The organism is Ginsengibacter hankyongi (assembly GCF_008710285.1).
Classification (GTDB): Bacteria; Bacteroidota; Bacteroidia; order Chitinophagales; family Chitinophagaceae; genus Ginsengibacter; species Ginsengibacter hankyongi.
In genome coordinates this window covers 225,336-241,108 of record NZ_VYQF01000005.1, presented here as the reverse complement: position 1 = coordinate 241,108, position 15,773 = coordinate 225,336, and the positions used below count along the sequence as shown (strand labels likewise).

Annotated in this window: 10 protein-coding genes; 2 read left to right on the top strand and 8 right to left on the bottom strand. The window is 38.1% G+C overall.

Annotated elements, in window-relative coordinates:
• Positions 1 to 16: 16 nt before the first annotated feature.
• From FW778_RS16930 to FW778_RS16915, 4 genes are all read right to left on the bottom strand, one after another.
• A complete protein-coding gene (locus FW778_RS16930; protein ID WP_150416004.1) occupies positions 17 to 1,597 on the bottom strand; it encodes a RagB/SusD family nutrient uptake outer membrane protein in 1,581 nt (526 codons plus the stop codon).
• A gap of 72 nt (positions 1,598 to 1,669) precedes the next feature.
• A complete protein-coding gene (locus FW778_RS16925) occupies positions 1,670 to 5,002 on the bottom strand; it encodes a TonB-dependent receptor (protein WP_202552314.1) in 3,333 nt (1,110 codons plus the stop codon).
• A gap of 214 nt (positions 5,003 to 5,216) precedes the next feature.
• Positions 5,217 to 6,425: a FecR family protein gene (locus FW778_RS16920; protein ID WP_150416002.1), complete on the bottom strand. Its 1,209-nt coding sequence runs from the start codon at positions 6,423 to 6,425 to the stop codon at positions 5,217 to 5,219.
• Between the two features lie 295 nt (positions 6,426 to 6,720).
• Complete coding sequence (locus tag FW778_RS16915) at positions 6,721 to 7,290, bottom strand: RNA polymerase sigma factor (RefSeq protein ID WP_202552313.1); 570 nt, start codon at positions 7,288 to 7,290, stop codon at positions 6,721 to 6,723.
• 193 nt (positions 7,291 to 7,483) lie between these two features.
• On the opposite strand from FW778_RS16915, the gene FW778_RS16910 reads away from it, so the two are divergent.
• Positions 7,484 to 8,503: a LacI family DNA-binding transcriptional regulator gene (locus tag FW778_RS16910; protein WP_150416000.1), complete on the top strand. Its 1,020-nt coding sequence runs from the start codon at positions 7,484 to 7,486 to the stop codon at positions 8,501 to 8,503.
• Positions 8,504 to 8,720: 217 nt separating this feature from the next.
• Here FW778_RS16910 and FW778_RS16905 read toward each other — a convergent pair whose 3' ends face one another.
• Positions 8,721 to 11,072: an alpha-amylase family protein gene (locus FW778_RS16905; RefSeq protein ID WP_150415999.1), complete on the bottom strand. Its 2,352-nt coding sequence runs from the start codon at positions 11,070 to 11,072 to the stop codon at positions 8,721 to 8,723.
• A gap of 264 nt (positions 11,073 to 11,336) precedes the next feature.
• On the opposite strand from FW778_RS16905, the gene FW778_RS16900 reads away from it, so the two are divergent.
• Complete coding sequence (locus tag FW778_RS16900; protein WP_150415998.1) at positions 11,337 to 11,621, top strand: hypothetical protein; 285 nt, start codon at positions 11,337 to 11,339, stop codon at positions 11,619 to 11,621.
• 695 nt (positions 11,622 to 12,316) lie between these two features.
• Here FW778_RS16900 and FW778_RS16895 read toward each other — a convergent pair.
• From FW778_RS16895 to FW778_RS16885, 3 genes are read right to left on the bottom strand one after another with little or no spacing between them, the layout of a single operon-like run.
• Positions 12,317 to 13,408: a hypothetical protein gene (locus FW778_RS16895; protein WP_150415997.1), complete on the bottom strand. Its 1,092-nt coding sequence runs from the start codon at positions 13,406 to 13,408 to the stop codon at positions 12,317 to 12,319.
• An 11-nt stretch (positions 13,409 to 13,419) separates the two neighbouring features.
• Positions 13,420 to 14,145 (bottom strand): hypothetical protein, encoded by a 726-nt coding sequence (locus FW778_RS16890; protein ID WP_150415996.1) that lies wholly within the window; start codon positions 14,143 to 14,145, stop codon positions 13,420 to 13,422.
• Between the two features lie 57 nt (positions 14,146 to 14,202).
• The gene (locus tag FW778_RS16885; RefSeq protein WP_150415995.1) at positions 14,203 to 15,768 is read right to left on the bottom strand and encodes a RagB/SusD family nutrient uptake outer membrane protein; all 1,566 of its coding nucleotides are present in this window, start codon (positions 15,766 to 15,768) and stop codon (positions 14,203 to 14,205) included.
• Between the last annotated feature and the right edge of the window lie 5 nt (positions 15,769 to 15,773).

The following is a 15,773-nucleotide window of genomic DNA, read 5'->3' as shown; positions in this document are numbered from 1 at the left end:
GCGCTTAAATGAAGATTTAATAGCCGGGATTTTGCGGAAAGTCTGGTGCCATTAAATCAATCTGATCCTGTGGTATTGGCCAACGTACCATCCACGGCTGCATTGGATATAGTTTCTCATTTGTTGAGGCGCTGCCAAATGTTTTATGAGCATTTACCTGGTCAATTAAAACTCCCATTCTCTTGAGTAAATACCAACGCCCACCTTCGAAAGCCAATTCACGAGCAGACTCGTCCAGGATTGTCTGCTGATCTATAGAAGTAAAATCTGGTACGCCTGCCCTTTCACGCACCATGTTAATATATGACAACGCTGTTGGATCAGAAGGATTATTTGTCAGTCTCCAATGGGCTTCAGCTCCAAGTAAGAGAGTTTCGGCATACCGGCATACAATGATATCCTTATAACTGTGGTACGTACCAGGTGATTTAACAAAATCCTGGTACTTCCTCACACTCCAATGATATTGTCTATAATTATCAGGGTAGGAAGATTTCGGTAATGGCTTACCATAATAAGGGTCACCAGGCTTATTGCCAATTAGGCTATCAGGGTAATAATAGGCGGTAAAACGTTTGTCAGCGCTTAATCCTGTAACGGGGTCAGGATTGTAAAGGCTTCTTAAATACTTATTGGGAACTGTCCATCCAAGACTGTTTCCACCCCAATTGTTATCTTCAATAATGTGACCGCCAGGCATTTCATAATACCTTGCCTGAAAAACACCACCGAGTATACAGTCACCACCTCCAGCGAGGGCATCACTTCCTCCCAGCGTTTCGTCTAACTGGTAAGTAAAAATTGCTTCTGAGTGATTAACATCAGCTCCGAAGACTTTTTCGATTGGCTGTAATCTATATTTGCCACTCTTTACAATAGAATCGCACTGCGCTGCCATGGTTGCCCAATCACTTTGCCAGGCGGCTACCTGCGCCCGCAAATGACGGGCAAATCCCTGGTTCACCTGTCCTGGCTTAGCATTATAAGAAAGGTTGGCAATAGCATAATCCAAATCTGAATTAATCAAGTTCAAAACATCTTCTCTTGACGCAGGTTTATATACAACTGCATCAAAAGCATTTTTAGCAGTAGTCGGAATGGTGTCTATGAGAATATTATCATACAGTTGCCAAAGTTTAAAATAGGTATAAGCCCTGATTACTTTTGCTTCAGCGATCAATTGATTCTTATTAGCCGCCACTGCAAAACTAATACCTGGGGCGGCACTGATAACTGCGCTGGCTCTATCAATCAGTTGATACCCCAAAGTCCATTTACCTCTTGGAAAGGCTGTTGGAGTCATAGCAGACTTATAAATTTGTGCATCATTAAAAGTCCTAGTGCATCCCAAATCGTCGGCACAATAGAGCCAAAGATTATTTTGCGTTAGCCCGTTTGAATTTTGATCAGTAGTTCTTTCGTAGGCACGTTGCAAGTTATACAATCCACCAAGGGCCACCTGTAAACCTGCCTCGTCCTTGTAAATAACATCTGACCCAATTTTTGTAAAATTGCTTTCTACAAGCCATTTTTTGCAGGAAGTATTCAGGAGTACTATCCCAAATAGTCCCAATACAACTTTATTAATATTTTTCATTTGTACCTTTTTTATTTTAATTGAATTAAATACCTATAAACATTATTCAAAAATTAGTCTACAGGATTTTTGTTATAGGCCCAACTTTAAACCAAAAACAAAATTCCTGGTTGTTGGATAGGCGTACAAGTCTTGCTCCGGGCTATATGATTTATAATCCGTAACTGTGATAATGTTTTGAGCCGTTACGTAAAACTTTAGATCGGCTAATTTTAACTTGGAGACAATTCTTGGTGAAAGCGTGTAGCCGATGGTAATATTTTGCAAACGCCAATAGGAAGCATCCTGCAGGCCAAGAAATACCATGCCCGGAGGTGACGTACCTGCGTTAGGCTGAGGATAAATCGGTGCAGGGTTTTCCGGTGTCCAGTAGTTAACCTTTATGCCGTTTCTGTTTCCTCTTAAATCGCCTCCAGCTGTATAATCATACAAGTATTGATTGTCTTTTGTAATTCCCTGAACCGTATAAATATCCATTGAAAAATCAAATCCTTTATAGCTTGCACCTAAGCTAAAAGATCCTATCCAATCCGGATATTTAGATGTTATATAATTATCAAGTGCATTAATTTTTCCGTCGCCGTTCTTATCTCTTATTTTACAGGTGCCCGGTATTGGTGTTTTTCCCGTATACGGGTCAACTATTGGCAAGTTTGTTTTTGGATCAAGAGCAACGGGAGCCTGCACTCCATTTATCTGCCATTTACCAGTGGTTTCATTAAATGTTGATCCGGGATATACCTCCGTCCCTTGCCAAACTCCGAGGTATTCAGGTTGGTAATAAACTTCGATCGGTTGGCCTATAAACCATCTGTTGGCTACATCATCGTCCTGTTTACCGTCTCCATTTAAATCGCCATATAATTTTATAATTGAGTTTTTATTCTTGGAAAACATTACGCCCGTTTGCACCGTTAGATCTTGCGTTTTAACTGGAATTGCGTCGATTTGAACTTCAATTCCCCTGTTGCGAACTTCTCCAATATTATCAGGCTGGGAGGAATATCCGATAGAGGCGTTTAACTGACGATTGACCAATAGGTTGGTTGTGTTTTTGTTGTAATATTCAACAGTTCCGGAAAGACGGTTACCGAAGAACCCGAAATCTACAGCTAAATTCAGGGTAGTAGAAGTTTCCCATTTTAGCTTTGGGTTTGATAAGGTGCTACCGGGAGAATAACCTGATACCCTGTCTACTCCAAATAAGTAGTCTACCTGGTTGGCAAGACTTAAGCTTCCATAAGGAGATATGGCTTCATTGCCGACGCTCCCGTAACTTGCTCTTAATTTTAAGTTCGTTAGGTTTTTGAAATTAGCCAGGAATTTTTCTTTGTATATATTCCAGCCAACTGCTACGGCTGGGAAATAGCCCCACTTGTTATCGGCGCCGAAAACTGAAGATCCATCAGCCCGGGCACTTAATGTAGCATAGTATTTTGATAAGTAATCGTATTGAATCCTTCCAACACCCGACAATAGACGGCGCTTATTACCGTCAATTGTGGGAATATTTATTAATGCAGATTCCAAGCCATAAATGCCGAGAATGTCATTGGGTATTTTTGAAGATGCATTTTTAAAATTGTAATAATTCTGTTCGCTTGCACTTCCAACGATAGTAAAATTCAAATTATGGTTTTGAATGTGCGTGTTATAGGTAATAATATCCTCTACCTGCCATTCTACGTTTTCCTGGTATTGAATATTGCCACTGCCGTAGCCACTTGTAAGACCGCTTTCAGATTTCTTAGTGGCATAATTCAATCCTTTGTAATTCCAGGACCTGCGGCTTGCGTTTATTCTGTTATTTAATCCTTTAACCGGGTTAATATCTAGAAAAATATTGAGAATATCGTTCCGGTTGGTTACCCGGTTTTGTGTTTCGGCTAAATTTAGTAAGGGGTTGAAACTTTCCTGGTTGCCTCCTGGACGAACGTTGTAAGATCCGTCAGGGCTATAGATGTTGCCAAGCGGGGACGCAGTGACAACCTGACGTACAATATTTGCAACATTCGGGTCGCTTGCTACCGATGATTGGAATGAAGTATTTAGACCTGCTCTCAGCCAACTCGTTAAAACCTGGTCAAGATTCATTCTTAATGTTCCCTTTATAATATCGGTAGTAGGCACTATCCCGGTCATATCCTGATAATTACCTCCTACGTATAATTTTGTCTTTTCAGTGCCGGCAGAAAAACTAAGATCATGATTTTGAATGTTTGCAGGTTGCATAACTTCCTTCGACCAATCGATAGACCTTTTCTGTGCAATAGCGGCTAATTCATTGGAGCTAAAAATAACCGAATCCGGCCGCAGGATATTGTTATTGACGGACCTATCGGCTTCTCTTTTTAATTGGGCAAATTCAGGTCCGGTATAAACATCAAAATTTCTCTTGGCAGTTTGAATTCCATAATATCCGTTATAATTGATGCTTACTTTACCGGCCTTTCCTCTTTTTGTTGTAATTAGTATTACGCCATTCGAAGCCCTGGCACCATAAATAGCCTGAGCCGCCGCATCTTTTAATATCTCAATTGAAGCAATATCATTTGGATTCAAATCATTAATAGAACCAATAGGCACACCATCAGCAATTACGATTGGGTTGGTACCACCCGAAATTGAACTTCTACCCCGGATCAGTATGTTTGATGAGCCACCCGGCCCTGCATCGTTTGTTGTGACCATAACCCCCGCAGCTTTTCCCCGCAGCATTTCACCTACATCTAAGGTGATGTTTCGGGTTGCATTTTGAGGTTTAATAGAAGCAACCGAACTAATAATATCACTTTTCTTTTGCGTACCATAGCCGATCACTACAACTTCATTTAAACTTTTATCCGGCATTACCAGCGCGACAGTAATTTCTTCTTTATTACCTACTTCCACCACCGTACTTTGGTACCCTACGTATGAAATAACCAATGCTGATTTGGAATTAGAGACTTGTATCTCAAATTTGCCTTCAACATTTGACGTGGTAACATTCCGGGTGCCCTTTTCGGTGATAGTTGCACCACTTAACGGTTCGCCCTTTTCATTTGTGATCTTGCCTCGTATCACAACCGGTGGCGGCAACGCAGCTTCCTGCAGTACCATCTCTTTTGACGATTTTTGTAAGATTACAATCGTGTTGTTTTCGATTGAATACGTAAGTGGTTGCCCTTTGAAGCAAATTTGCAGCACATCGTTAAGGGATGCATTCCTAACGCTAATATTCACCTTGCGGGCATCTTTCATTGTCTTCCTCGAAAATAAAAAGCCAAATCCTGTTTGATTTTCAATTTCCTGAAATACTTTTATAAGCGGCGCATCTTTCAAAGAAAGCGTAACCGTCTGCGACGTCCCTTTCGCCGATATTTGCAGAAAAACCGCGGTAAGAAAAACGAAAGTCAATTTCATTGCTTTCAAAATTTGAGAAGTAAGTAGGCAGCTTACTTTTTTTTGGTAATCAGCAGCATTACATTTTTGAATCCTGCATGTCAGTAAATTCATACTTTTGCATTGTTTAGGTTTAAGAAAAAATGATTCGTAACGGTTTTATTTTATTTCTTTAACTGACTTAACAGCCGGAAATGTTCGCAGCATTTCCGGCATATTTTTAAGTTGGTTTTTTTTATTGTACTATAATATTTCTATCCTGAATCGTGAATTTTACGCTCCCTGTTTTTTCAAGCATACCCAGTATTTGCGTGATATTTACGCTTCTGGAAATAACTCCAATAAACTCCTCATTGGTTACATTAGTATTGTAGGTTACGCTTACCCCATACCACCTTTCAATTTGCCTCATTATACTTTTAATATCATCGTCTATAAACACAAATTTTCCGTTTTTCCACGCTACGACCTGGTCAAGGTCAACTCCATTTTTGTTAATCGACAAATCATTTGACAATTTAGCTGTAACCGCTTGTTGGCCGGGGATAATTAAGACAGTGGCATTCCCTTTCGAAACCTTAACCTTTCCTTCCAACAAAGTCGTTTTGATGGACGGTTCGTTGTCATATGAATTAATATTAAAGTGAGTCCCCAATACTTCAACATCCATATTATTAACTGATACATGGAATGGCCTCGTTCTATCGTGAGCCACCTCAAAATAAGCTTCTCCCGTCATTTGTACCCTGCGTTCATTCCGGGAAAAAGAAGTTGGGTATGTAATTGAAGAGCCCGAGTTTAACCATACATTGCTTCCATCAGGCAACACAACCTCATACATACCTCCAACAGGTGTACTCATAGTATTGTAAACAACTTCGGAAGTCACACTTTGGTCTCGTAAATACTGTAGTTTTCCGTTAGCACGTTTTATTACACTTGCTCCGCCCTGTTTTGTTAAAAGCCCATTCCCGGTACTATCCAAAACGATTTTAGTGCCGTCAGATAAAGTGAGAGTAGCTTTGGAACCTCCGGGCTTTATGATATTTCCCTTTGTATTGTTGATATTGCGGGCAACTGCATTATGAGACGCGGCGGGCTTTCTTAAAAAATATCCAATTGAACAAACAATAAGTATTGATGCAGCAATAACAAATCGTTTTATCCACGGAGCAGTCTTATTAAGGGGAATTATTTTATTTGAATCTTTTTTTTGATTTTTCGATGAGGAAGATTTTAAGACGGCTGACAGAATATTCTTCGATGCCACTTCAGGCATTACAATATTTTCATCATTTGCCTGCCAGGCATGTGATAATAGTGCAATCAATTCTTCATCTGAAGCGTGGTTTTTTACCCATTCAGATAACTCTGACTGTTGAGAATTATCAATAGTCTTATCAAAATAAAGCTGTATTAGAAATTTTATCCTATCTGTTGGCATCTGCAATCGTTTGAATTCCTGTTGAAGTAATAAAACACTTGATCTGGGCGAAACCTTAATCTTTTAAATTTAACCCCCGCTTATTAAGACAATTAACAAATGATTTAGGACTAGTGGAGATAAAAACTTTTTCGGAAAGCTGAAATAAAATAACCTGAATGAAAACCGGAATTGAATCAATGGCCTTGTGGGAGCACTTACCAGATGAGATGAGGAAGATTAGCGTAAACGAAAGTTGCCCATGATAGAACCAGCGTAAAAAAATAAAAGAGTTTACAAATATGGTAGTCAGACATCAATAAAATTCTGCAATGTCAAGCTCATTCTTAAGGAACATCCTTATATTCTTTAAAGCCTCTACCATATGATTTTTTACCGTTGAGGTAGATATATGAAGTTGTTGTGCTATCTCTTCGTGCTTAAGGCCTTGATCCCGGCTTAAGGTGTATACCAAGCGCTGCTGGGGTGGAAGTTTTTTAACTACGTTCTTAAATTTTGATTCCAATATTTTATATTCAAAATTGATCTCAACATCCTTATGGAGATTATTGGGAGCCTGCAATTCTGAAAGTATTGATGCTTCATTCATCGCACGTTTAAAAGAGTTGATAATGTTGTTGCGTGCAGAACGAAAAATATAGCTGCCAAGGTTATCAACCGTTGCAAGAACGCTACGGTTCATCCACAACTTCATGAATATATCCTGAATGAGATCTAAAGTTTGCTCCTCCGAATTTGTTAGCCGGAGTACAAAAGTATATAGCCTGTCTTTATATAAATGAAATAAATTTGTGAACGAATCTTCACATCCTTTAGATGCAAGAAGCAACAAATCTTTTTCGGTAAATGAATTTTTATTTAACAAAGCAATCTGGTTTATTAAAAAGAGGTGTACTTATTTCATCATGTAATTTGGATAAAAAAAATAGATATTTTCGGATTGACAAACTATTTATTTACTACAACGTTTTAGTAATTTTTCGTAAAAAATAGAATATTTTATACCAGTATTAAAATGAATTCCGGCCTTAATTTTCTATTATGAAGACCATATTATTATGAATCTGAAACAACTTGCCAAAGAGCTGAATTTGTCCATTTCCGCGGTTTCAAAGGCACTCCGGGACAGTCACGAAATAAGCCCTGCCACAAAGAAGGCTGTATTGGCAAAAGCAAAAGAACTCAATTACCAGGTTAACCCGTTTGCGAGTGGATTACGAAAACAAAAAAGCAAAACAATCGCAGTTATTATTCCCGAAGTGGTCAATGATTTTTTTGGGCCTGTTATAAATGGTATTGAATCTATTGCCCAGGAAAAAGGATATCACGTGTTGATTTATCTTACACATGAGGTTGAGCAAAAAGAAGTAGCGATCATTAATCTTCTTCAAAATGGAAGGGTTGACGGAGTAATGATATCAATTTCAGCCCAAACTTCTGATACAACTCACCTCGAGGCATTAAAAGAAAAAGGAATACCGCTTGTTTTTTTTGACAGGATTGTTGAACGTATAAATGCACCTAAAGTTATTACGGATGATTATAATAGCGGCGCCGTAGCAACGAACCACCTGATTGAAAACGGTTGCCAACGCATTGCCTTTGTGTCCTTGCCCAACAAGCTTACAATTACTCAAAAGCGAATGAACGGTTACCTGGATGCACTAAAAAACATTCATATTAAAAAGGATAATAGCCTGATTTTATTTTGTAACGGGGACGAGCACAAGGATAAAGATTTAATTCGAAACCTATTAAAAAGAAAAGACAGACCCGATGGTATATTTGCTTCTGTAGAAAAACTCGCTATTATAACCTATGAAGTTTGCGAGGAATTAAATCTTAATATCCCCGCGGATGTCAAAGTTATCTGCTTTTCAAATTTAAAAACTGCCGGGTTGTTAAATCCATCATTGACAACTATCACACAGCCTGCGTTTGAAATCGGAAGGGAAGCAGCTTCTATTCTTTTTAAGCTGATAGAGAAAAAAGGACATCATTTTCTTTTAGAAAAAACAACGATCAATTCGAAATTGATAAAAAGAATTTCTACGGAAAAGACCTCCGGCGAAAAATGACTCGATGAAAAAATTAAAGTATTCCACTTTCTTTTATGAGTGATTCCTGTAAGTTATTGCTGCAGTGCGACTATTGCATACAATCTTCTGAGAATTTATATCTTGAATCATGCTTCTTATTTATCAATAAACTACTGAGTTAAATTATAACTTGCCATATACATCGGGTTTAAATTTCCTTGTTGTGCAATAACGGAAGGCCTGCTAAACATCTTTCTTATTCAGCCTGTACTTTTTCTATACCATCTGAAAGCCTAACCGTTATTTTTACATTGATATCAGCACCCTCTGAAAATGCACAATCGAACAATAAATGATGACTGCCTTCCGCCAATTCGGGTAGAGGTTGGGGTAATGTCACTTTCCTAATAAATTTTCCTTTTTGATCGTAGAGGTTTGCAGAAGTTGAGTGATCAATAACTAAACTTTGTCCTGCTTTTAAGCTTACTGGTAAATGTATGCGCAAGGAATTATCCAGCTCAATAACAGGGTTGCTGATTTCTCCTGTGTTACCGGCAGCCAGCAATATCATTTGTACATTTTGCTTTCCTGTATTGTTTTGAAAAGTCCATTCAGACGAAGTGGGTTCGCCCGGCTGTAATTCTTTGGCGGAATGTTCGAAAACGACCTTTTTGTACCGGTACATTTTCCATGCATTTACGCCATCTCTTTCCAGGTGCACATCATGTTCCGGAACCCTCAGCCATTGTTTCTGAGCCTGCGAAAATGCATTTTTTTGTTGCGCTTCTGTCCAGCTATTAACCTGCTCTACAATTTCATTAATAAAAGGATTATTTTTTATGGCATCATATCGCACCACCAAAGCATAGCCGGCATTGTAACCTGCCGCTCTCGCAAGCATCCAGTCCACATCTTCCGGCTTAGTTTGGCTCGTGATTAAGAACCAGCCCAACATATTCGGCATGTAATTATTTTCATAAAACTTCTGGTTGTCAATACGGTAATCCGACTGGCTTTCCCGGAAGCCGCCATACCACGGCTCGCCCCAGTTAAGATAATCATCCATGTGCCAGAAATAATGTGCAGCTCTGCTTGACCCAAAAACAACAGGATGCTTTATTGCCTTATATACGTCTTCTGCAAAACCCGACAGGGACATGTTGCCCATTCCTGTAGCATAAGTTCCTTCATGCCCATCAAAATCCATTTGATCAGCGCCGGTTTCATTTATGAAGTTTGCGATATTGGCGGCGATCTCTTTTTGCAATATCCAGTCCGGAAAAAAAACTTTATAGGGATGGTCTAAGAGCCTGTTGACAGCCGACCCTCTTGCATGGTTGGACTTTTTTGTACCAAAAGCTCCCCGCACGCAATCCAGCAATTGGTAAGGGGCATTTTTAGAGACCTCCCTGAAACGTATAATTTCGTCATCAATGCGAATGCTGTTGAGGTCACTTTGCATTTCAAAATATTCCGGCGACTGAACGGTTAATACTGTAGCATCCTTATCAATAGCCTCCTGCAAAATACTGCTTCCGGCAGTTGCCAGATGCGGATTCGGTTTAGGAGTTACGTAAGCATCGTTTGTAGTAATAAAATTAGAAAGGGTGTGAAAGCCAAGCCGCAGGCCCTTGGCATGCGCTTTATTCACACATTCAGTAAAGCCTTTTATGCCATTGGGAAATAGTTTTTTATCGAGTTCAAAATTGCCCCAGGAGGCAAAAGGACCTTCATGATATACACCTGCCAGCCCCATTCTTTTGGCGTAGTTCAGCAAGGTATCAATATTCTCCTCTGAGAAAGAAGTGATCATATAAGGCCGTCCGGTATATTCAGATTGTTTAATCCATTCCTTTTTCCATACGGGATGAGGCAATCCTTCTGATTGTTCAATGTTGGAAATGACAGGAAGAACTGCCGAAGGCTTGCTACCAAAAACTGCGATGGCAGAGCCTTCCAATTTGCCTTCAGGTATCCCTTTCACAGGCACGTTTTTCCATCTGTCCCAAACTGTAATAACCCGATTATGGGAGCGGTCAACAGTAAAAGCCTGCAATGATGATCCGAAATTTTTCTTAACTGCTGTAGTACCGCGATCATATACTGCCCCTTCTTCATTAACCAGTTCGCCGCCTGTAGTTTTTGTATTAAGTGCAATAATGCCAACAGCAAATTCGGGAGACCGGACAACTCCAATTGTATTGCCGATCGTATCGCCAAGGGAGGTGTTCAAGGGTCCCCATATTACGGCATCAGCATCTTTACTTATTTCAATTAATTCGAACCGAAGATAGGTATTTTTAGATGACACCCTGATCCTGGCAATTTGTCCATCCGGGTACCGCAATGTTACGGTACTTTTGGCAAAAGTAGCAGATACAGGTTTATACCGTTTTTCATCTTTTACAAGTTGTAATAATACACCGGCACTATCTTTTGCTACAAGGTTTTTGCCCGCGGGCAACACTTCCAGTGCGGTAATATTTCCCATGCCATCTATGGAAAGAGAAAATGTTTTAGACAAAAATTTTTGCTGGGCAAGTAGCAGGTTTACACTAATGAGCAACAAGATCGAAATAGTTATTCTTTTTACATTGATTCTATTCATGTTTCTTATTTAATTGTTATTAGAAGGATGGAGTGCGGAACGCATTTCCCTTAATACATATTCACATTAAAAGTCAGTTTATTGCAAATATATAATTGAAAAAAAACAGTAAATCTTTTAATTTAAGAACCTCACTAATAACCTTCCGGAGTATCCCGTGTTAAATTGATAAACGTTCCTTTCTCATTAGAGCCAGTGCAGTTGTTATAAAATAATTTTAGAACAAAGGTTCAACTGTATTTCAGCAATTCTGATGATAGTTATATGTTTTACACATTATTGAAGGTAATTCCAAGAGAATTTGAAAAAGTTAGTTTCCCATTTATTAAAGCAAAAGTTGGAATAGATTGGTTCTGGGTAAAAAAGGTGGAACATGAAATTGCTGATGAATCTATTGTTACTATTTGGCTGAAGGGTGGTTCTGCTAATAAATACCGGAAGCTTGCTTTGGATAAGGCATTGTTTCAGAAACGGATTCATTTCATAGACGTTTATAAGAAAAATGAATTTGAATTGGATAATGAGCTTAGGAAAATCTATAGGGACTGAACTAGATTTTGGACGTAAAATAGATAAAAAATAAATCCTCTTTCGTTATGAGATTGCTATTCAATCCATTTGGGTAAATTATAAAGGCCATTTTTTGCTTCACTTATTCTCCGTCGGAACGCCGGGGACTTTCCATTTTGTCAACTCTTTGACCCTATAATCACCAGGCATGTACGCATTCTTTTCAATTTAGATTTTTTTTAAGAAGGATGGGAAATTGTTTTTAATCATAGGTATTAAACTTATTTTATAGCCCACCTACGGCTAATTTTTTCAATATTTTTAGCGTTTGAGAAATTCTTTAAAATGGTTGTTCTTAAAATAACTTTCATTTTCAGAAATCCATGCTCTATCTGCCGGATTATTACAGAAATGTTTTTAATCCTTCATTTTTTTGCCTTTTCCCATAATTATTATGCCAATATTAAAGCCTGTTTTTTAAAGTTTTTTAGATTAATAGAATAATTAAGATTAACCGTGTAAAAACAATTAGTGCGGTTAAACAATTTTGACTGTATTTTAATCAAACTAAGGCCAGACAAAGGTTTTGCTGTACTTTCGATTTTTCCGTGCGATCCATCTTAATTATCCTATAGATTAATTTAATCCTGAATAATTAACCTCTGCAACCCTAGTTAAAATCAGCACTTCAAAAATTACAAATCGATTAAAAATTATAAATTTTAAATAATGCTCTATCTATGCGTGGCATTTAATAATTTAACCGTATACTCATAAGTACCTGGCACATAAATGCGCAATGGAAACCGTACCGAATAATCCACTACTCCTGGGGTAAATACACCAAGATAATGTGGATCACTTACTCCTTGATAATAATTACCAGCTGAATTACCTGACCATTTAGAAGTGCTATCTACAATGACTGCAGACGCAGAAATATTATAATACATATGGTAACCATTTCCTAATGAAGCCGTCGGAAACGGTGCTAATGGAAATTTGACCGACATGGATGTATCCGTTGTCTCATAAGTATCAGGGGCATAAGCCTCAAGATTTTGAAGATAAGGAGGATTTGGATTTAATCCGGTATTAGGCCTTCCCTTTATTTCTCCTGACTTGGGGTTAAAAGGTACCCCGTTTTTATCCATAACTTTAACGATTAAAAGGTTAGGTTGATCAGAAATCCGGTTAATAGTATATTTCAAATATGGAATATTCGGGCCGTTATAAAAATAATTTACCTGTGCCTGATTCGCAAGAGCCCAGCCAACAGCAAATGTACCCACTTGCGGATCGGTTTCCATTGGGTTCCCGTGCACTATATTTATTTTTAAAATATTTTTTAAAACCTCCGTGCCTTCAGGATTAGATACCTGAAGATCCATTGTATACGTTCCCAAAGGTAAATTCAAACTACCTGCGTTTGAAGTAATTACACCACTTTCTTCACTTACAGACAGCGGTTCTAAAGTGTCTTTCTGTAATTTAGCTGAGATCTGATCAAAACTTAAATCGGATTTCGGGTCAAATGCTGCTGTCCATATATCAACAAGGTTTTTTTTGGAGAAAATAGCATCAACATTTTTACCCGTTGAATCATAAAAATGTAGCCATTTTGCATGTATTGGGGTAGTTGACCCGTCTAAGTTCAACGTAGTAGAAAACGTGGTTCGTCCCGCAACAACAGTAAATTCAGTGGCTTGATAGGCTATAAAAGGGCTTAGATAACCGTGCTGGATTTTAGTACAACCACCGAACAATTCAATGAAAGCAATAGCCGAAAACACAATTATAAAAGGAATGATTTTATTTTTTTTCATAATTTTATTTTTTATCTTTTGATACCGTAAAAGAAAAGAACATGTCCATTTTCTAATTCATCTATAATGCCTGTTTTTGTCATTATCCCGGATGTTATAACCCTGGTATGCACACCTAATGCAGGAGTAATATTACCCGCTGGATTTGCATCGCTTAAATTATAAGTATAAGGCTTCCACATATAGGTATAATAAACAATCTGAGGAACGCTTGATACAAGAGGATTATAACCTAAGCTAGGGTCCTTAGTATATTCGAACGATACAATAGACTTAACTCCTGCTAATTCAGTAGGATAGTAAGCTCCGGTATTTGTGAGAACAGAATAAGGTAGTAGCTGATCCATAAGATACATTCCTAAAGAATCAGCAGTACCATTTATATTATTACTTAGATAATACAAAAGAGAATCCATAGCAAATTTTGCATATATGTTAGTTTTCTGAACCTGAATAGTGCGAGCGTTAAGATACCGGAAAATTGAAATATTAGAAGGTGCAAAAAAGGTTACGCCCGGTTTATTCAGCTTATCCTTAAACCCTGCGGCATCTATAATCTGAATCAACGTATCATACTTAGGATCATTCTTTAAAACATCATACGATGTTATATTTTTATACATGTTTACATCCTCCGGAACGCCTCCAATAATGTAATTTTTATTCTTATTACATGCAACCATAAACAAAATAATCGTAAGTAATAAGATAAAATTTAAAATAGATATTCTTTTCATGAGCAATTAGTTTTAAAATTATTTGATCTAGTATATAAGAAATTATTAAATTTCATATTAAAGTGTATGTGATGCCCACCATGGATTTTGTGTGAGCAAATTATCCTGGGGAAACAAAAGAGGCATATCAAGCGGCCAGTAATAGCCTTTATTTGCAGGGGTTACTCTATCTCTGGGATAACCATATAAAACCAGCCGTCCTATGGCGGGCTCAGTACGAATTAAATCGAAATACCATTGCCCTTCTCCAATCAATTCGCGTCCCCTTTCATCAATAATCTCATTTAACATTTCAAATTGATTTGTCGGATTACTATAACTGGAAATTCCGGCTCTGTTTTCCGTCTGTGCGAGATCAGCAGCAGCGCCTGCAAGATCACCTGTTGAAGCCAACGCTTCGGCATCAAGTAAAATAATATCTGATAACCGGAAGACTACAAGGTTATTGTTAATATAAGGTGAGGTTTCAGTGCCAGGTTCTGCATATTTAAAATTCGTATATTTCTCAAGCATGTATCCAATTTCATCACTTCCACTTGGGGGAACGAAACTCAAAATAGTTTTAAAACGTGCATCATTAGTCGTATCATATAGGTTTTGAATAAAATCATATGGAGACACCCAACTTTGACTTCGCAGATTGTTTATTATAGGCCCCTTTAAAAAAGTAGCAAAAAAATCGAATCGGGCTTCTGCCCAAGCCCCCTGACCTTTAAAGTTAGGATCAGTAGGGTTAAATAACATGGAAATTTCGAATATACTTTCCGACGAAAATTCTCCAGCCCAAATATTTTTATAAGACGACATAGGTTCCAGAGAATATCCGCCATTATTGATTAGTTCCAGACATGTCTTGTGTGCATTCGCATAATCATGTTTCCAGGCATATATATGTGCAAGCAAAGCAAGCGCACTTCCTTTATTTGCCCTTATTGATTTAGAAGGATCTCCTGCGGTATATTCAAGATAACTGGTTGCTTTGGTCAAATAGCTAATACAGCTATCCAAAACATCGGCTTCAGGTGAACGGGCTATCGGCGCTATATTTCCATAATCTGCACCGTTATAAGTCTTTTCTACAAAAACAGGGTCCCCCCAAATTCGAATAATATAAAAATAAGTAAAGGACTTCATAAACAGCGCTTCGCCCAAATAAGCATTCTTTTTGTTTTCACTTCCGAAAAGTGATGTTGGCATGTCCGGTACATTTTGTAAAATAAGATTGCATTGCGCAATCAATTGGTAAAAACGAGACCAATCATGCATTCCATGATTATACGGCGCGTAATTGAAATTAAATGGTCCGGTACCAAAAGGGTTACGGGATGCAGTCAAAGGCCTGTAATCCTGGCGGCTTGCGTTAAAAAAACTTCCTGAAACATAGTCGCCAGCTAAAAAAAATAGTCCGGGACTAGAATTATCTGCAGTTACAAAATCAGCACGCAACTGTCCATACATGGCAGCAGTAGCTTGTTCTACTGATTGCTGAGAGGTCCAAAATTCAGCACCATAAGTGGAAGTAATTGGGCCCTGATAAATATATTTCTTACATGAAATACCAAGAATGGATGCCACCACCACAATTGGAAAGAATAATTTTAATATCAAGTTCTGTTTAGTCATAAAAA

Coding starts and splice junctions, on each gene's coding strand:
- FW778_RS16920 (WP_150416002.1), bottom strand. CDS start 6,425: ATGCCAACAGATAGGATAAAATTTCTAATACAGCTTTATTTTGATAAG.
- FW778_RS16930 (WP_150416004.1), bottom strand. CDS start 1,597: ATGAAAAATATTAATAAAGTTGTATTGGGACTATTTGGGATAGTACTC.
- FW778_RS16910 (WP_150416000.1), top strand. CDS start 7,484: ATGAATCTGAAACAACTTGCCAAAGAGCTGAATTTGTCCATTTCCGCG.
- FW778_RS16890 (WP_150415996.1), bottom strand. CDS start 14,145: ATGAAAAGAATATCTATTTTAAATTTTATCTTATTACTTACGATTATT.
- FW778_RS16905 (WP_150415999.1), bottom strand. CDS start 11,072: ATGAATAGAATCAATGTAAAAAGAATAACTATTTCGATCTTGTTGCTC.
- FW778_RS16895 (WP_150415997.1), bottom strand. CDS start 13,408: ATGAAAAAAAATAAAATCATTCCTTTTATAATTGTGTTTTCGGCTATT.
- FW778_RS16900 (WP_150415998.1), top strand. CDS start 11,337: ATGTTTTACACATTATTGAAGGTAATTCCAAGAGAATTTGAAAAAGTT.
- FW778_RS16885 (WP_150415995.1), bottom strand. CDS start 15,768: ATGACTAAACAGAACTTGATATTAAAATTATTCTTTCCAATTGTGGTG.
- FW778_RS16925 (WP_202552314.1), bottom strand. CDS start 5,002: ATGAAATTGACTTTCGTTTTTCTTACCGCGGTTTTTCTGCAAATATCG.